11 protein-coding genes are annotated in these 18,926 nt (G+C 70.5%); 8 read left to right on the top strand and 3 right to left on the bottom strand.

The window, feature by feature from the left end; translation table 11 throughout:
* Positions 1-5,403 carry a type I polyketide synthase gene (locus ACFOSH_RS39085; RefSeq protein ID WP_449224209.1) on the top strand — a complete coding sequence of 1,801 codons (5,403 nt, stop codon included), beginning with the start codon at positions 1-3 and terminating at the stop codon, positions 5,401-5,403.
* Between the two features lie 221 nt (positions 5,404-5,624).
* Here ACFOSH_RS39085 and ACFOSH_RS39090 read toward each other — a convergent pair whose 3' ends face one another.
* Both ACFOSH_RS39090 and ACFOSH_RS39095 read right to left on the bottom strand, forming a co-directional pair.
* Positions 5,625-6,749, bottom strand: a complete 1,125-nt coding sequence (locus ACFOSH_RS39090; RefSeq protein ID WP_378245952.1) for an agmatinase family protein — start codon at positions 6,747-6,749, stop codon at positions 5,625-5,627.
* A 42-nt stretch (positions 6,750-6,791) separates the two neighbouring features.
* On the bottom strand, positions 6,792-7,022 hold the full coding sequence (locus ACFOSH_RS39095) for a hypothetical protein (protein WP_378245954.1): 231 nt from the start codon (positions 7,020-7,022) through the stop codon (positions 6,792-6,794).
* A gap of 184 nt (positions 7,023-7,206) precedes the next feature.
* Between ACFOSH_RS39095 and ACFOSH_RS39100 the strand changes: the two genes are divergently transcribed.
* The 7 genes from ACFOSH_RS39100 (at position 7,207) to ACFOSH_RS39130 (ending at position 17,136) form a co-directional block, all read left to right on the top strand.
* A complete protein-coding gene (locus ACFOSH_RS39100; protein ID WP_378245956.1) occupies positions 7,207-8,217 on the top strand; it encodes an ATP-binding cassette domain-containing protein in 1,011 nt (336 codons plus the stop codon).
* Positions 8,214-9,020: an ABC transporter permease gene (locus ACFOSH_RS39105; RefSeq protein ID WP_378245958.1), complete on the top strand. Its 807-nt coding sequence runs from the start codon at positions 8,214-8,216 to the stop codon at positions 9,018-9,020. The genes ACFOSH_RS39100 and ACFOSH_RS39105 overlap by 4 nt, the downstream gene beginning before the upstream one ends.
* Positions 9,021-9,492: 472 nt before the next feature.
* Complete coding sequence (locus ACFOSH_RS39110; protein WP_378245960.1) at positions 9,493-11,151, top strand: flavin monoamine oxidase family protein; 1,659 nt, start codon at positions 9,493-9,495, stop codon at positions 11,149-11,151.
* Between the two features lie 91 nt (positions 11,152-11,242).
* Positions 11,243-12,409 (top strand): sensor histidine kinase, encoded by a 1,167-nt coding sequence (locus tag ACFOSH_RS39115; protein WP_378245972.1) that lies wholly within the window; start codon positions 11,243-11,245, stop codon positions 12,407-12,409.
* A 134-nt stretch (positions 12,410-12,543) separates the two neighbouring features.
* Positions 12,544-13,182: a response regulator gene (locus ACFOSH_RS39120; protein WP_378245962.1), complete on the top strand. Its 639-nt coding sequence runs from the start codon at positions 12,544-12,546 to the stop codon at positions 13,180-13,182.
* Between the two features lie 4 nt (positions 13,183-13,186).
* On the top strand, positions 13,187-16,147 hold the full coding sequence (locus ACFOSH_RS39125; protein ID WP_378245964.1) for an AAA family ATPase: 2,961 nt from the start codon (positions 13,187-13,189) through the stop codon (positions 16,145-16,147).
* 239 nt (positions 16,148-16,386) lie between these two features.
* Positions 16,387-17,136, top strand: coding sequence for a thioesterase II family protein (locus ACFOSH_RS39130; RefSeq protein ID WP_378245966.1), 750 nt, complete (start codon positions 16,387-16,389; stop codon positions 17,134-17,136).
* Positions 17,137-17,754: 618 nt separating this feature from the next.
* On the opposite strand, the gene ACFOSH_RS39135 is transcribed toward ACFOSH_RS39130, so the two are convergent.
* Positions 17,755-18,585 carry a hypothetical protein gene (locus tag ACFOSH_RS39135; protein WP_378245968.1) on the bottom strand — a complete coding sequence of 277 codons (831 nt, stop codon included), beginning with the start codon at positions 18,583-18,585 and terminating at the stop codon, positions 17,755-17,757.
* Positions 18,586-18,926: the final 341 nt, after the last annotated feature.

Raw genomic sequence — 18,926 nt, forward strand, 5'->3', positions numbered from 1 at the left:
ATGAGCACTGAGCAGAAACTTCTCGACTACCTGAAGCGGGTCACCGCGGATCTGCACGACACGCGTGAGCGGCTGCGGACGGCCGAGGCGGCCGCCGGGGAGCCGGTCGCCGTGGTGTCCATGGCGTGCCGGTACCCGGGCGGGGCGAATTCGCCGGAGGAGCTGTGGCGGCTGGTGGCGGACGAGGTCGACGCGATCACCCCGCTGCCCGCCGACCGCGGCTGGGACGCCGTCGACGGCGAAGGCGGGTTCATCGACGACGCGGGGCACTTCGACGCCGCGTTCTTCGGGATCAGCCCGCGTGAGGCGCTGACCATGGACCCGCAGCAGCGGGTCCTGCTGGAACTGGCCTGGGAGGCGCTGGAACGCGGCGGGTTCGACCCGGCGGCGTTGCGGGGCAGCCGCACCGGCGTGTTCGTCGGCGGCACCACGTCGGGCTACGGCCTCGACGGCGACGGTGTCGCGCCGGAGGCCGAGGGCTACGTGCTCACCGGGACGGCGCCGAGCGTCCTGTCCGGCCGGGTGGCCTACACGCTGGGACTCGAGGGCCCGGCGCTGACCATCGACACCGCCTGTTCGTCGTCCCTGGTCGCGCTGCACCTGGCGATGCAGGCGCTGCGACGCGGTGAGTGCGAGCTCGCGCTCGCCGGCGGGGTCACCGTGCTCGCCTCGCTCGCCGTGTTCGTCGACGCCAAGGGTCTCGACGCCGCCGCCGCGGAGTCACGCTGCAAGGCGTTCGGCGCGGGAGCCGACGGCACCGCCTTCGCGGAGGGGGCGGGGCTGCTGACGCTGGAACTGCTGTCCGACGCCGAGCGCAACGGCCACGAGGTGCTGGCGGTGCTGCGCGGAAGCGCGCTCAACCAGGACGGCGCCAGCAACGGCCTGACCGCGCCGAGCGTCGCCGCCCAGCAGCGGGTCATCCGCGACGCGCTCACCTCCGCCAGGCTGACGGCCTCGGACGTGGACGCGGTGGAGGCGCACGGCACCGGCACCTCACTGGGCGACCCGATCGAGGCCACCGCCCTGCTGGCCACGCTGGGCCAGGGCCGTCCCGCGGACCGGCCGCTGCGCCTGGGCTCCATCAAGTCCAACATCGGCCACAGCCAGGCCGCCGCCGGCGTGGCCGGGGTGATCAAGATGGTGCAGGCGATGCGGCACGGCCTGGTGCCGCGGACCCTGCACGTGACCGAGCCGACCCCGCACGTGGACTGGTCCACCGGCGCCGTCGAGGTGCTCACCGAGGCCATGCCCTGGCCGGAGACCGGCCGCCCGCGTCGCGCGGGGGTGTCCTCGTTCGGGCTCAGCGGCACCAACGCGCACCTGATCATCGAGCAGGCGCCCGCCGGTACGCCGTCCCCCGCGGCCGAATCCGGCCCGGTCGCGACGGTGCCGTGGGTGCTGTCGGCCAAGTCCTCGGCCGGGCTGCGCGCGCAGGCCGCCCGGCTGCGCGCGCACGTCGACGCCGAACCCGAGCTGGACCCGGCCGACGTCGGGCATTCCCTGCTGACCACGCGCAGCCGTTTCACCCATCGCGCGGTGCTGGCCGCGGACACGCTGAAGGAGTTCTCGGTCCAGCTCGGCGTGCTCGCCGAGGGTGGGCGACCGGACGGCGCCGCGCAGGGGAGCCCGGTGCGCGCCGGGGGCCGGACGGTGTTCGTCTTCCCCGGCCAGGGCTCGCAGTGGCCGGGGATGGGCGCGAAGCTGTACGCGGACTCCGCGGTCTTCGCCGAAAGCGTGCGGACCTGTGACGCCGCCTTCGCGTCCTATGTGGACTTTTCCGTGGCGGCGGTGATCCGGGAGGAAGAGGGCGCCGCCTCGACGGACCGGCTGGACGTGGTGCAGCCGGTGCTGTTCACGATGATGGTGTCGCTGGCCGAACTGTGGCGCTCCCACGGTGTCCGGCCGGACGCCGTGATCGGGCACTCGCAGGGCGAGATCGCCGCCGCGTACGTCGCCGGCGCGCTCACCCTCGACGACGCCGCCCGTATCGTCGCCCTGCGATCGCGCGCCTTGCTGGAAATCAGCGGACAGGGCGGGATGGCTTCGGTTTCGCTCCCGCACGCCGAGGTCTCCGCCCTGATCGAACGCTGGGAAGGGCTCACCGTCGCCGCGGTGAACGGTCCGGCGTTGTGCACGGTCGCCGGGAACGTGGCCCAGCTGGAGGAACTGCTGGCCCTGTGCGAACAGCGCCGGGTGCGGTCCCGGCGCATCCCCGGCACGCCGGGCGCCGGGCACTCGCCCCAGGTCGAAGTCCTGCGGGAGCGGATCCTGCGGGAGCTGGCCCCGGTCCGCCCCCGGCAGGCCGAGGTGGCCTTCCACTCCACGGTCACCGGCGCCCGGCTCGACCCGGCGGAGCTGACCGCCGCCTACTGGTACCGGAACATGCGGCAGCCGGTGCTGTTCGAACCGGCACTGCGCGGGCTGATCTCCGACGGGTACGACCTGGTGGTCGAAGCCGCCCCGCATCCGGTGCTGCGCAACGCCGTGCACGCGATCGCCGAGCACGAGGGCGCGGAGCGGATCGCCATCGTGGGTTCCCTGCGCCGTGAGCACGGCGGGATGCGGCAGTTCCTCGTCTCGCTCGGCGAGGCTTTCGCCGCCGGCACCGAGATCGACTGGCCGGTGGCCTTCGCGGGGGCGGAATCCCGGCGGATTCCCTTGCCCACGTACGCCTTCCAGCGCCGCCACTACTGGAACATCCGTCAGGCGGACCCGGCGCCCGCCGCGGCGGACCCGGTCGGCGGCCGCTTCTGGGAACTGGTCGGTGACGAGGACCTGACCGAGCTGGCCCAGCTGATCGACGCCCCCGACCAGGAGGCGCTGGGCGCGGTGCTGCCCGCGTTGTCCGGCTGGTACCGGCAACGGGCCGAAATGTCCACTGTGGACTCATGGCGATACCGGGTGGAGTGGCGGGCGGTCGGGCTCGGCACGAACACCCCGCTCACCGGCGACTGGCTGGTGCTCGTACCGGAGGCGCCCGATGACGACGTGGCCGCCGTGGTGCGGGCACTCGGCGACCGGGGAGCCCGGGTGCACGAGCTGGGTGTGACCGCCGGTGACCTGCGGCGCGAGACGCTGGCCGCGCGGCTTTCGGAGCTGCCGGGGTTCGACGGCGTGCTGTCGCTGCTGGCCTTCGGGCCGGAACGCCTGCCAGGGCGCCGGGCGCTCGCCGGGCTGGTCGTCGTCCAGGCACTCGGCGACGCCGGGCACACGGCCCCGCTTTGGCTCTGCACGAAGGCCGCGGTCGCGACCGGCGCCGCGGACACGGCCCCGGATCCCGGCCAGGCCACGGTGTGGGGGCTCGCACTGAGCGCGGCGCTCGAATACCCGGGACGGTGGGGCGGCGTCGCCGACCTTCCCCCGGTGCTCGGCGACCGGGTGCCCGGCCTGCTCGTGGACGTGCTCGCCGGCGCCGGCGACGAGGACCAGCTCGCCGTGCGGGCCAACGGGGTCTTCGGTCGCCGTCTGGTCCGCGCGCCCGCAGGGGACGAACCCGAGTCGCAGTGGCAGCCGCGGGGGACCGTCCTGATCACCGGTGGCACCGGCGCGCTCGGCGGGCACGTCGCGCGCTGGCTCGCGGCAGGCGGCGCCGATCACCTGGTGCTCACCAGCAGGCGGGGCCCGCAGGCGCCGGGAGCCGCCGAGCTCGAAGCCGAGCTGAGCGCCCTGGGCGCCAAGGTCACCATCGTGGCCTGCGAGGCGGCCGACCGCGGCTCGCTGGCCGACCTGCTCGACGTGCTGCCGCCGTTGTCCGCCGTCGTCCACACCGCCGGGATCGCGCCCTCCGTCCCGCTCGACGAGACGACCCCGGAGCTGCTCGCGGAGGTGTTCGACGGCAAGGTGACCGGTGCCGAGCTGCTCGACGAACTCACCGCGGGCAGCCCGCTCGACGCCTTCGTGCTGTTCTCCTCGGGCGCGGGCGTATGGGGCGGGATCCGGCAGGGCGCCTACGCCGCGAGCAACGCGGCGCTCGACGCACTGGCCGAGCGCCGCGTTGCCCGCGGCCTGGCCGCGACTTCGGTCGCCTGGGGCGGCTGGGACGGCGACGGGCTCGCCGTCGGGCCGTACAGGGCCGCGATGCTGCGGCGCGGGGTCCGCCCGATGGCGCCCGAACTCGCCGTCCGCGCACTGGCACAGGCACTCGACCGCGGCGAAACCACGCTGACGGTGACCGACATGGACTGGTCGGTGTTCTCCCCGGTGTTCACCGCCACCAGGCCGAGCCGTCTGCTGGCCGAACTGACCGAGGCCACTGCCGTGGCCGAGGAGTCCGTCGAGTCCGAGGCGGGCATCGCCGCCGGGCTCGGGGCGCTGCCCGCCGGTGAACGGCTGTCCTTTGTGGTCGACCAGGTGCGGGCCGTGGTGGCCGCGGTGCTGGGTCACCCGGACGCGACCGCGGTCGAACCCGGCGCTCGGCTGCTGGAGGCCGGGTTCGACTCGCTCACGGCGGTCGACCTGGCCAAGCGGCTCACGGCGGGGATCGGGTGCCCGGTGCGCTCGACCGCGGTGTTCGAGTTCGGCACCCCGGTCGAACTGGCCCGGCACCTGCTCACCCTGGTGGGAGAGCGGGCCGAGACGACCCCGGCACAGCCCGCCGGCACGCTCAGCGCACTCTACGAGCGGGCGGGCGAACTGGGCCGGATCGACGAGTTCATCGCGCTGCTGAACACCGCGGGCACCTTCTTGCCGACGTTCGGCTGCGCGAAGGACCTGCCGTCGCTCCCGGAAGCGGTGCGGCTCGCGGAGGGGCCGGCACCGACGCGGCTCGTGTGCGTGCCGCCGTTCGTCGGCAAGACCGGCCCCCAGCAGTACTCCCGGTTCGCCGCCGAGCTCCGCGCCGAGCGAGACCTGTTCGTGTTGCCGCTACTGGGTTTCCTCACCGGGGAGCCCTTGCCCGCCGACGCCGAGGCGCTGCTCGACGTGCACTCCGCGGCCATCGCGGCGCGGGTCGGCGAGGAGCCGTTCGTCCTGGTCGGCTACTCGTCCGGCGGGGTCATCGCGCACGCGCTGGCGCGACGGCTGGAGAACGAGGGTGTCCGCCCGTCGGCGGTGATCCTGCTGGACACCTACTCCCAGCTGGACCTCGCGACGATCGGGGACTCGATCGCCGACACCTGGCAGGGCCTGATCGACCGGGACCGCACCGCCGACGACGCCTGGGGCGAGGCCTGGCTGACCGCGATGGGCCGCTACTTCAACCTGGCGTGGACCCCGGAGCCGATCTCGGCGCCCACCCTGCTCGTGCGTGCCACCGAGCCGCTGGGCGCGGGCGGGCAGGCGACCTGGCCGCTGCCGCATTCCACAATGGACATCCCGGGAAACCACTTCGGGATCATGGAGAACGGCGCGGCGGACACCGCACGCGCCATCAGCGACTGGGTCGTCGCGGAACTCGAAAGCTGATAGCGCCGGAATGACAACGGGAGGGCGACCTGCGGACAGGCCGCCCTCCCGTTGTCATTCGGAGAACCGGAGCGGACCGGGGGAGAACCCGCGCCGGAGTACAGACCCGCGTCCGGTGGGGTAACCGGGCTGGGGGGTATCCGGGAACCCACCGGACGCGGGCGTCGCGCAGGCCGTGCCGGACGTCCAGCACGGCCTGCGCGTCCCCGGGGACCCGCTCGTCAGCCCTTACGGGCGAAGGGGATCTCACCCGAGGCGACCGGGTGCAGATAGTTGCGGGAGCTGATGCCCGTCTTGCGCATGGCCAGTCCGCTGATCGACTCCAGGATCACCCGGCGGGCGAGCGTCGCGGTGAGGTAGCCCGGGTCGAGATGCGGTGCCACCTCCACCACGTCCAGCCCGGCCACCGGCATCTCGTGGCACAGCCTGCGGAAGGTGGTGAGGATTTCGCGGCTGGTCAGGCCGCCGGGCTCCGGGGTTCCGGTGCCCGGGGCGTACGCCGGGTCCACCACGTCGATGTCGAGCGAGACGTAGACGACGTCGGCGTGTTCGGTGGCCTCGTCGATCACCTTGTCCACCACGGCCGACAGGCCGATCCGCTCGATCTCGGCCATGAAGTGGGTGTGGATGCCCTGTTTGCGCATCCAGTTGAACAGCTGGTTGTCCGGTGACCCCGGTGTGCGGATACCGGCTTGCACGATGTTCCGCCCGGGGATGCCCAACTCGTGGACCAGCCGCCAGATGGTGGTGGCGTGGGTCTTCGTGTGCCCGTAGATCTCTTCGTGACAGTCGGGATGCGCGTCGAAGTGCACTACGGCCAGTTTCCCGTTGCCGTACTTCTCGGCCAGCGCGCGGACACTGGGCACCATGACCGAGTGGTCACCACCCATGATCACCGGCACCGCGCCCGCCGCGACCACCTCGCCGACGACCTGACCCACCGTGCGTTCGGTGTTCTCGATGCTCCACAGGTCCACCGCGGCGTCCCCGTAGTCCACCACCGTCAACTCGGTGAACGGTTTCACCCGCGTACTGGAGTTGACCAGGTCGGCGGTGTTGTTGAACAGGTACCGCTCGTCCGCCCGCAGCGCTCGCGGGCCGAACGCGGCACCGCGGTGTCCGGTGGAGGTGTCCACCGGGGCGCCGAGCACCGCCACGTCCACCTGCCCGGCCACCAGGTCCTCCGGCGTCAGACAGACCGGCAGGCTCATGAACGTCGGTATGCCCACGTACGCGGGCTGGTTGTCGTTGCGGTGCAGGCTGATCGGACCGGACTTGCGCGGCGGAGCCGAATCCGGATCGACCGGGTACGGCCAGCCACTGCCCGTCGTTGACGGCGAGTCCACTTTTACCCCTCCCCGGGTATTCGAGTGCGCTGTCCGTGCGGGTTACCGGTCCTTGTTGCGGCGCAGGTACTTGTCCTTCTCCTTGAGCAGGTACTTGCCGCCGGCCATGATGCCGCCGACCACGATCAGCACGATGCTGATCGGGATCTCGAACCCGTTCAGCGCCTCGATGTGGTTGACCAGGAACCAGCTCTTGCCGCTGTCGGTCTGCAGGTTGTTGATCAGGCCGCCGATTCCCTGGACGACGAACAGGATTCCGATCAATTCGATCATCGTGTGCTCCTCGGTGCTGCCGTCGGCGCTCGGCCGGCGACGGTGAATTCCTTGTAGGAACCATAGAACGGCACGGCCTCGGGCAAATCCTTCGAGAGTACCGACAGGCTCATCACTTCGGAGGAGGTTTCGCCGCTAGATCGGATCTCGCGGCCGGGACCGCCCGATCTCGCGCCTTCAGGGTATGACGGCGAGTACCGCGGAGAAGAACAGAACCCCAGGCGGGGGCCGGGACTGCCCGGCGATCGAAACCATCGGGCTGACGAAGACCTTCGGCGCCCACCGGGCACTGGACGGGCTGGACCTGACGGTGCCACCCGGCATCGTCTACGGGGTGCTCGGGCCCAACGGCGCGGGCAAGACGACCGCGGTGAAGGTGCTGGCCACCCTGTCGCGTCCGGGCGGCGGCACGGCCCGCGTCTTCGGGCACGACGTGAGCGCCGAACCGGACGCCGTGCGCGCCAGGATCAGCCTCACCGGCCAGTACGCGTCGGTGGACGACGTGCTCACCGGGGAGGAGAACCTGGTGATGCTGGCCAGGTTGCTCGGCCACGGCAAGGCGGCGGCGCGCCGGCGCGCCGGGCGTCTGCTGGCGGCCTTCGGGCTCGACGAAGCCGCGGGCAGGCAGGTCAAGACCTACTCCGGCGGGATGCGCCGCCGTCTCGACATCGCGGCCAGCATCATCCGCACCCCCGACCTCCTGGTGCTCGACGAGCCCACCACCGGGCTCGATCCGCGCAGCCGGGTCCAGGTGTGGGACATCGTCCGCACGATCGTCGGACAGGGCACGACGGTGCTGCTGACCACGCAGTACCTGGAGGAGGCCGACAGGCTGGCCTCGCGCATCGCGGTGATCGACCACGGGCGCGTGGTGGCCGAAGGCACGCCGGGGGAGCTCAAAGCCTCCGCCGGGGCAGGCACCGTCCACCTGCGACTGTGCGATCCCGCCGATCGCCACACCGCCGAGGCGGTGCTCGCGCGGGTGCTGTCCGCCCGCGTCGAGCCCGATCCTGATCCGCTGGTCCTCAGCGCGCTGGTGGCTGTCGCGGGAGCGGAGAAACAGGCTTCCGCTGTCCTCGCCGAACTCGACGGCGCCGGGGTCCGGGTGGACAGTTTCACCCTGGGCAGGCCCAGCCTCGACCAGGTCTTCCTCGCGCTCACCGAGCGCACCGCGGGACAGGAGACGGGCGTATGACCGAGTCCACGCTGGTATCCGTGCTCGACGAAGGCGACGCACCTTCCCGGCCCAGTGCCTGGTCGGCTTCGCTCACCTTCGGCTGGCGGTCGATGCTCAAGCTCAAGCACATCCCCGAGCAGATCTTCGACGTGACCGCGTTCCCGGTGCTGATGACGCTGATGTTCACCTACCTGTTCGGCGGCGCGCTGGCCGGGTCCACCGCGGACTACCTGCAGTTCCTGCTGCCGGGGGTGCTGGTCACCAGCGTCGTGATGATCACCATGTACACCGGCACCGGGGTGAACGGCGACATCAAGGACGGGGTGTTCGACCGGATCAGGACGCTGCCGGTGTGGCGGCCCGCGGCGCTGGTCGGCGCGCTGCTCGGCGACGCCGTGCGGTATTCGGCGGCTTCGGTGACCATCCTGCTGCTGGGCCTGGTGATGGGGTTCCGCCCGGCGGGCGTGCTCGGGGTGCTCGCCGCGATCGCTCTATTGCTGCTGTTCTCCTTCGCGTTTTCCTGGATCTGGACCATGTTCGGGCTCCTGCTGCGCTCGGAGAAGTCGGTGATGAGCGTGAGCATGGTGGTGGTCATGCCCGGCACGTTCCTGAGCAACGTCTACGTGGACCCGGCGACCATGCCGGGCGCGGTGCGGGCCGTGGTGAACGCGAACCCGATCACGCACGTGGTCTCCGCCGTGCGCGGCCTGATGGCCGGTCAGTTCCCCGGCGGCTGGATTCTGTCCACAGTGGCCTTTTCCGCCGCCATCACCCTGGTTTTCGGCACGATCAGCATGCGGTTGTACAACCGCCGCGAATGACGTTGGGGCGGGCCCGGCACCGTGCGTGAGGCGTCGGTTCACGACCCATCCGGCGAAACCGCCCGACCCACAGGTACCTAAGACACTGTTGGCTCTGACTGTCGTCGCCACTTAGGGCCGCAGTGACCACTACGGTTCGGTTGAAGTACGTGAAGGTCGAGTTTCCTCGGCTGAGCTGAGGGAAGGGGGCCTTCACGCGCAGCCGCTGTGACTGCTGGGGTCCCTGGGGCGATCACGAAGGTGGTGAAGGCCTCCTTCACTACCTTCAGGGTAGGCAGGGGGCCCTTCACGTACTTAGGGGAGGCGTGACGCGGGAAGCGGGCCCCTATCCACCCCTGATCGTCCGGTGCGGGGGTGGCAGGGGTTGTTCGCCCGGAAGGCGCGGAAATACTGTCGGCGTTCGCGGGTCGAAGGGGCAGGAACGAACCGTCCCGCGAATTCCCAGTGAACTCCGTCGAGAGGTTGCCGACCGATGTCTCTGGCCACCCCTGACGTGCCGACCATGCTGGTCCCGGACTTCCCGTTCGGCTACGACGAATGGCTTCGCCACCCGGACGGGCTGGGTTCGCTGCCGTCGCATCGCCACGGCACCCCGGTCGCGGTGATCGGCGGCGGCATGTCCGGCATCACCGCCGCGTACGAACTGATGCGCCTCGGCCTGCGTCCGCACGTCTACGAGGCCGAGCAACTCGGCGGCCGGATGCGTTCGGTGCCCTTTCCCGACCACCCCGGGTATTTCGCGGAAATGGGCGCGATGCGGTTCCCGGCTTCGGCCGCGTCGCTGTTCCACTACATCGACAAGCTCGGGCTGTGCACCGCGCCGTTCCCGAACCCGCTCGCGCCGCAGACCCCCGCCACCTTGATCAACCTGCATGGCGGGCGCCAGTGGGCGGGCACCGCCGAGGACCTGCCCGCCGAGTACCAGGAAGTCAGTGACGCCTGGGCGAAGGCACTGCAGGAACGAGCCGCGCTGGCGACCATGCAGGACGCGATCGCCCGGCGTGACGTGCCGGTGATCAAGGCGCTGTGGGACCGGTTGGTGCGGGAGTTCGACGACCTGTCGTTCTACGGATTCCTGGCCAGCACCCCGGCTTTCCAGTCGTTCCGGCACCGGGAGCTGTTCGGCCAGGTCGGTTTCGGGACGGGCGGCTGGGACACGGACTTCCCCAACTCCGTCATCGAGATCCTCCGGGTGGTCTACACCAAGGCCGACGAGGACCAGGTGAGCATTCTCGACGGCGCCCAGCAGGTGCCGCGCGGGCTGTGGGCGCATCCCGCCGAGCGGCTCGCGCATTGGCCGGAAGGCACCTCGCTGGCGGGGCTGCACGACGGCGGCACCCCCTATCCCGCGGTGACCCGCCTTGCCCGCGACGGCGACGGCTTCCGGGTCGAAGACGCGACGGGCGCCGTACGGCAGTACCCGGCGGTGGTCTTCAGCCCGCACGTGTGGACGCTGCTCAACCGGATCGACACCGACCCCGGCCTGCTGCCCGACGAGCACTGGGTCGCCGTGGAGCGCACGCACTACATGGGCGCGTCCAAACTGTTCGTGCTGACCGACCGGCCGTTCTGGCGTGATCTCGACCCGGAGACAGGCCGGGAGACCATGGGCATGACGCTGACCGACCGGATGCCCCGCGGGGTCTACCTGTTCGACCGGGGGCCGGACGAGCCAGGGGTGATGTGCCTGTCCTACACCTGGAACGACGACTCACTGAAGTTCGCCACGCTGTCCGCCGAGGAGCGGCTGGACCTGTTGCTGGGCAAACTCGCGGCGATCTACCCCGGAGTGGACATCCGCTCGCACATCGTGGGCCCGCCGCTGGCTATCACCTGGGAGACCGAGCCGCGGTTCATGGGCGCGTTCAAGTCCAACCTGCCCGGCCACTACCGGTATCAACGACGGCTCTTCACCCACTTCCGGCAACGGGATCTGGCCCCGGAGCACCGCGGGCTGTTCCTGTGCGGCGACGACATCTCCTGGACCGCGGGGTTCGCCGAGGGCGCGGTCACCACGGCGCTCAACGCGGTGTGGGGAGTGCTGAACCACCTCGGCGGCCGGACCCCGCCCGGCAATCCCGGCCCCGGCGACGTCTTCGACCGGATCTCACCCGTGGATCTGGGCCCGTGACCCAAAACCCGGGCCGGTGCCACCGCTCATCACTTAGGAGGATGTGTGGCGTATGAGCGTGTGCTCTCATGGTCTGGTGTCTTCGGTCGTCATGGCGGCTTTCCACCGTCTCCCCAGAAAACACCAGGATCAGCTGATCGTCCTGGGGTACTTCTGTGGTGGCACGGTGTTGTACTGCACCGGTATCTACCCGGTGCTCGACCAGGGTTCCGCCCCGATCTGGCTGCGCATCGCGGTGCTGGCGTTGATGTGCGGATTCCAGCTGCTCCGCCGCCGCGCTCCGGTGATCGGCCTGTGCCTGGCCCTGATCCCGTTGAGCGGGGACGTCGCGATGGGCATGTCCGCGCCGATCCTGATCGCGCTGGGCGATCACCTGTACTGCGCGGTGCTCTACAGCTCGCCACGGGTCGGCCGGGTGGTGACCACCCTCGCCGTGCTGGGCACCTTGGTGGGCACGGTCGTGGCGCTGACAATGGTCCCGAACTGGCGGCTGGCCATCTTCGTGGTGGTCGCCTGCGCGCCGTTCATCGTGATTCCGGTGTGGTGGGCGGCGAACATCCGCCAGCACCGGGTCATGGCCGAGTCCGAACGGGCGGTTTCGGCGCAGCTGGCAAGGATCGCCGATCTGGACCGCAAGGCGGACGTGGTGGCCGAGCGGGCGCGGATGGCCAGGGATCTGCACGACGTGGTGGCCGGGCACCTGTCCGCCATCGCCATCCAGTCCGAAGCCGCACTGTCCATCAAGGACCCGGACAGTGCCCGCAAAGTACTCACCCTGGTCCGGGAAAACAGCGTCAGCGCGCTGACGGAGATGCGCTCCATCATCACGCTGCTGCGCGCGGACGGCAGCGGCGTCGACGAGAGCACCTCGCCGCCCCGGCTCAAGGAACTGTCGAAACTGGTCGAATCGGCCAGAGCGGCGGGCATGCGGGTGGACGTCCACAACACGCTGAGCCACTCCGCCGTCCCCCTGCCCGCCGCGGTGGACCTGGCCGCCTACCGCATCGCGCAGGAGGCGCTGACCAACGCCATCAAGCACGCGCCGGGGGCGCGGGCCTCGGTGGCCATCCAGCACAGCGAGGGCACGCTCACCCTGGAGGTGAGCAACGAACTGGCCGGGGCGGCCCACCGCGGCAGCGGCGTCGGGCTGTTGAGCATGCGCGAGCGCGCGATCGCGATCGGCGGCTCGTTCAGTGCCGGACCCGTGCCGCGCGGCTGGCTGGTCAGGGCCGTGCTGCCGGTGGGCGGCCTGGACTAGGCCGCGTCCCGGGCCGTGCCCGGCGAAGCGAGTTCACGGTCGAGCGGATTCACCGGCCATGGGCTGGTGACAGTGGGTCGCCGGCTGGTAAATTTTCCCGACTCACAGGCGTTGTTCGCAGAAAAGGTGCACCGGTGACCATTCGTGTGCTCGTCGCAGACGACTACGGCGCCATCCGGGCCGGGCTCGCGATGATCCTCAACGACGCCGACGGCATCGAGGTGGTCGGCGAAGCGGCGGACGGCGCCGCGGCGATCGCCCAGGCCAAGGCACTGAACCCCGACGTGGTGCTGATGGACCTGCGCATGCCGGGGATCGACGGCATCACCGCCACCCGGCGCATCGTCGAGGACGGGCTGGCCCAGGTTCTCGTCCTCACCACCTTCGACCTCGACGAGGACGTCTACAACGCGCTGCGCGCCGGTGCCGGTGGGTACCTGCTGAAGTCGGTCGACGCCCCCAAGCTGGTGGACGCCGTGCGGGTGGTGGCCACCGGCGAGGGCGTGCTGTCGCCGACGATCGCCCGCAAGCTGATCTCGACCTTCGCGTCCATCGCGCCGCCGGTCCCGGCGCCCGCCGTGAACCTGGACGAGCTCACCGAGCGTGAGCGTGAGGTGTTCGACTGCCTCGGCGAGGGGCTGTCCAACGCGCAGATCGCCGGCCGCCTGTTCATCGCCGAGACCACGGTGAAGACGCACGTTTCGAAGGTGCTCGGCAAGCTGGGGCTCCGGTCGCGCGTGCAGGCGGCGATCGTCGCCCAAGAGCCCACCTGAAGTCATGAGCTCGAACCTGATCGGGCGTGCCGGGCCCGCCGGGCTGCTGCGCGCCGCGATCGCGAGCGACCGCGGCGCCCTGGTCCTGGTCACCGGCGAGGCGGGGATCGGCAAGACAGCGCTGCTCGCGGCCGCGGTCGCCGAGGCGGCGGAGTCCGGTGCCCTGGTGGCCGCCGTCTCCTGCTGGCGGCCGGGCCCGGCCGCCGGACACTGGCCGTGGCAGCGCGTGCTTCAGGCACTGCCAGGGCCCCCGGCCGTTGCCGGAGACGATCCTGGCGTACTGGTGAGCCGGATCGCCGCGCTGGCCCAGGACAGGCCACTGCTGCTCGTGCTGGACGATCTCGAGCACGCCGGCCCCGACGCTTTGCGTGTCCTGGAGTTCGTCGCCCGGCACGTGGCCTTCGACCGGGTGGTGCTGCTGGCCGCCTGCCGTGACCCCGAGCCGGGCTCAGCGCTGGCACCGTTGTCCGCCAGGGCGACGCTCGTCCCGCTGACCGGCCTGAGCAGGGCGGACGTGGGCGAGCTGATGACCCGGCTCACCGGCGAGCCGCCGGAAGACTGCCAGGTCGCCGCCCTGCACCGGCGGACCGGCGGCAATCCCGCCTTCGTCGAGCAGGCGATCCGGTTCCGGCAGAGCACCGGGTCCGAAACCTCGGTCGCCCCGGGGATCATGGAGACCGTGCGTGCTCGTCTGGCGAGCCTGCCGCCACCGGTGGTCCGGACGCTGTCGGCGGCGGCGGTGCTCGGCCTGGAGTTCCAGTCCGACCTGCTGCCCGCGATGACCGGTGACCCGGCACTCCGGATCGGGAGGCTGCTGGACACGGCGGTCGGGGCACGGCTGCTGGTGAGCGGCCAGGAGGGCCAGTTCTCCTTCGTGCACGGGGTCGTCAGGGAGACGCTGTGCGACCAGCTCGGTGAAGACGAGATCGGCAGGCTGCACTTGGCGGCGGTCGAGGCCTACACACGGGTCCCCGGCTGGGCGGGGGGCAGGTTTTCCGGCGAACTGGCACACCACGTCCATCACGCGGGAGAGCGGCTGGACCGGGCGCGCGCACTGCGGTACCTGCTGTCCGCCGCCCGGGATCCCGGCCGCAAGCTCGCGTCGGCGGAACGGGTGCGGCACTACCGGCGGGCACTCGAACTGGTCGACGACCAGCGCGCGCGGGTCAAGATCACGTTGGACCTCGCGCACGAACTCCAGCTGGCAGGCGAGCAGGGCCCGGCGTGGCAGGTGTTCCAGGAAGCCGCCACACTGGCCAGGAAGCTGGACGATCCCGAGCTGATGGCCAGGGCCGCGCTCACGTTGTACCGCGGCCCCGGCGCGGATGAGGCACTGCTCGCGGAGGCGCACGGCAGATTGTTCGGTGATCTTCCCGGGCAGCCGGCGGCCGCGGTGCTGGCGAACGGGATCGCCGAACGAATCACCGGTCTCGCCCGGCGGGAGGGTGATGACGAGGCACTGGGGTTCGGGCTTTCGGCGCAGCACGACCTCCTGTGGGGGCCGGGCACGGCGCTCGAACGGGAACGGCTGGCCGAGGAGCTGACGGTGACCGCCCGCCGGACCGCCGACGCCGAAATGGAGCAGTACGCGACCGACCTGCGCTGGGTGGCGCTGCTGGAGCTCGGAGACCCTCGCTACGCGGACTATCTCGACAGGTTCGTGGCGCTGGCCGCGAGCGTCGGCGGGCCGGAGGCAGGCGCGGTGGCACTGGCCGACCGCAGCATCGCCGCCGCCCTCGCCGGCCACTTCGCCGAGGCCGAAGAACTGCTCGACGAGGTGAGCGGCCGGCACACCGCGTTCATGGTTCACCACCTGCGCTGGGCCCTGCTGCTGCAGCAGGGCCGGTTCGGCGAGCTCGCACGGCTGCACGGGTCCCTCGGCAGGCGGGACTACCCGTTCCCGCAGCTGATCGAAGCCATCACGGCGGTCGAGGCCGGGGACCACGACTCCGCGCTGCGTTTCCTCGCCGAAGTGCCCGCGGGCCCCGAGCCGTTCCCGCGCATGGTGATGCCGTTGTGGCTGCGATTCCTGGCGCAGGTCGCGGCCGCGACGAGGGACCCCGAGCTGTGCGCGAGGGCGCGAGCCGGGCTCCGGCCGTTCCAGGAGCTGTGGCTGGTTTCGTTGCACGGCGGCGATGTCAGCGGGCCCGTGGCACTGTGGCTGGCCGCGCTGGACGCCGCGGGTGGCGACTGGGACGCCGCGATCGCCGGGTTCGGCGCGGCTCGCCGACAGGCGGACCTGCTCTCCGCGGTGCCCTGGTCCCTCGAAGCCAGGGCAGGGTTGGCGAACGCCCTGATGGCGAGGAGGTCGGAAGGCGATCTCGACGCCGGTCTGACCCTCCTGGACGAGGTCGAAGAAGAAGCGGCCCGGATCGGGATGCGCGGCCTCGCCGAGCGCGCCCGGCGGATCCGCGCGGCAGGCCACCGGCCGGACGCGGAGTTCCGCCACACCGGCGAGGTCTGGCAGCTGGCTTACGCGGGCCGCACCATCCACATGCCCGCCACCAAGGGGCTGCGAGACCTGCACACCCTGCTCGGCGCACCCGGGACGGCCGTGCCGGCCACGGTTCTGCTTTCCGGTGGCATGGTGCCGGGGCTGCTGCTCGGCGCGGACGAGATCCTCGACGAGACGGCCAAGTCGAGGTACAAGGCCCGGCTGGCCGAACTCGACGCGCTCATCGACCAGGCGACCGAACGGGGAGATGTCCTCCGCGCGGCCGAAGCCGACAGGGAACGCGACGCGTTGCTGGGCCAATTACGCGCGGCCGCCGGACTCTCCGGCCGATCCCGGCGGCTGGGCGACGAAGCCGAACGCGCTCGCAAGACCGTCACCGCCCGCATCCGTGACACACTCCGCAAACTCGACGACCGCCATCCCGCGCTGGCCACCCACCTGCGTGAGACCGTCACCACCGGCTCGACCTGCACCTACCGGGCCGACCCCGCTGTCCGCTGGCTCCGGTGACGTGAATTCGCAAGCCGTCCGCGGGAATCACAGACTCGCGCGAAGCCTTTTCGTCAGGGTGCATTCTCCTTCTGTTTGTTCGGCCTCATTCGGAGCCTTGGACGAGATCCGTTTGGAACAAAGGATTCCTGTGGTACGGTGCGAAAGGAGCTCGATGGTGAGCCACTGGGGAAACTGGGAAATAGCCGATAATCGTGGCAGCGCGGCGCGCTGCCTCTCTGCCGTGGAGTGGGCAACCTATGTCTGTCAAGGAAAACGACACCGGCTTGTGGGTCCGCCGGTTCCACCCGTGGGACTCCGCACCCGCGCGCGTCATTTGCCTCCCGCACGCGGGCGGCTCGGCGAGCTACTTCATGCCGGTGTCGAAAACGCTGGCGGGTAAAGCGGAAGTGCTCGCGATCCAGTACCCCGGACGGCAGGATCGCCGTCAGGAAAAGGGCTTCACCAGTGTTCCCGCCCTCGCCGACGCGGTCGTCGCCGCCCTCGGCCCCTGGGTCGACCGCCCGTTCGTCCTTTTCGGACACTCGATGGGGGCCAGCGTCGGTTTCGAGGTAGCCCGTCGTCTGGAGGCCGTGGGCACCGTTCCGGTGGCGTTGTTCCCGTCCGGCAGGGTGGCCCCGAGCCGGGCCCGGGACGAGCGCGTCCACCTGCAGGGCGACGACGCGCTGATCCGCGCGGTGAAGGAGCTCAACGGCACCGACTCGCAGATCTTCGACGACGAAGAGCTGCTGCGCATGGTCCTTCCGGCACTGCGCACCGACTACACCGCCGCCGAAACGTACCGCTGGGAACCGGGACCGCCGCTGGCGACGCCGGTGCACGCGCACGTCGGCGACCGTGACCCGAAGGTCACCGTCGACGAGGCCCGCGACTGGGAAAAGCACACCACGGGCGGGTTTTCGCTCACCGTGCACTCCGGCGGGCACTTCTATCTCGACCAGCACGCGGCGAAGGTCATTCAGGCGATCGCGGACGTCCTTCCGGCGTGAGCCTTCTCAGTCCTTTGTGGACTTAGGGCTCTTTCTCTGCAAGGTCGGCGCTTGGTCCGTGAAGGCCTCCTTCCCTACCTTGAAGGTAGGGAAGGAGGCCTTCACTACCTTCTGGATCGCCACCAGTCGCGCGTGAAGGCCCCCTTCCCTCGGCTGAGCCGAGGAAGCTCGACCTTCACCCCTTCACGTACTTCAAGAGGGGCAAGGGCCCGGAACCGAGATGATCCAGGTGGTCGTGAGTGGCGATGCGGGTTCTATTGGGCCGAAAGGCAAATGTGGCTTGTCGGTCGGGGTGAAGGGGGCTTTCGTCGCATCGCATGCGGGGAAGGTCCCCTTCAGGACGTGGCGTCGAGTCATCGAACCCCGGATGCCCCCGATGTGGCATTGGTGACATCCAGCGTCCCCAATGCCACATTCGGCGCACACCTGAACTGCACGCCACGTTTGCCTTACCCCTCGATAATCCGAATCGCCACTCGCGACCCTTTCGGCAACGCACACACAGGCGCGAACCGTAAATTCAGAAGGGGCCGGGAACGTTCAGCCACAACCGCTCCTCCCAACGCCCCCCGAACGACCCCTCGGGTTCACTTTCTGGAAGCACCGCCAACAGGGCTGTCACCGGAACCAGCGCCGCCGCTTCGACGGGTTTTCCGCGGGGCCGGTCGGCTCCAGGCCCAACCTTCCGGTCAGGAGGAAGGTCCCGGTCACGATGTTGCCGAGCTCGGGTGATTTCTCGAGATCGGCGGTCGCGACGGCGACGTCGAGTTCGATCGCGGCGATGGCGCGGACCCGGATCCGATGGAATGCCATGCCGGTAACGGTGTTCACGGGGTTCTCGACCTCGATGACCTCGCCGGCGAACAGTGCGCGGGCGGAGGGCGTCCAGCCGGGCGTGGGGTCCGCGGGCTGGAATAGTCCCGAGGGGATGAAGTGGTCGGCGGCGAATTTCGGGCCGTCGTCGTCCTGGGAGGCGTAGTAAGTGTCGGCGTCGGCGTACACGGTGACGTCTTCGGCCAGAGCGGCCAGCTCCAGGGCTCCGGTCTCGAGGTGCCCGCCGGAGTGGGCGAGGACGGCTCGGTCTTCCAGTTCCACCGCGATGGGACAGACCAGCTCCCGCTCGACGCTGTCGAGGAGGTCGACCGCGGCCTGAAGTGTCGGGCCGGGGGTGAACACCGAGGCCAGCCACGGGGTGGCCGCTTCCGGGTCGGCGTCGACCACGGCGGCGGTGTAGGCGCCGGAGACCTTCCGGGAGGCCGCGACCTCCAGACGGAACCGGGCGCGGAATCCTTCGTCGTGGGTCAGGGGAGTGAGCAGCTGTTTGAGCGCGACCAACCGCCCGTCGGGGCCGCTCGCCAGCAGCACCCGCCCCATGGCACCCCGGCCCAGCTCCGCCAGCAACCGGTACCGCCCGACCTCGCGCGCGTCCGAGGCGTCGAGCGGCCTCATGACAGCTCTAGTGCAACTGACACCGCGCAGAGGCGGAACCACTGGATTCCATGATTCCCTTTCGCGGACGGAGGGAGACCAGTTCCCGCCGCAGCTGAGCATGGGCGCTGGGCAGCGTAGTCGGGAACGACGCTGCCCAGCCGGGTACCCACCCAGCCCAAGGGGTTCTCGGGCGTGAAGATCATGGCATCCAGCACCGACAATTCCGGCGAAAGAGCACCGCACCAGGCTCGCTCAACTAGATGATTGATTCCGTGAAGTTGGTGTTAGTGGTCGTAGGCGATGAGTGAGCGTTTGCTGGTCACGCCGGTTTGCCAGTTGTGCCAGATGCCTGCGGACAT

The sequence above is a fragment of the Amycolatopsis speibonae genome (assembly GCF_042647925.1).
GTDB classification, from domain to species: domain Bacteria; phylum Actinomycetota; class Actinomycetes; order Mycobacteriales; family Pseudonocardiaceae; genus Amycolatopsis; species Amycolatopsis speibonae.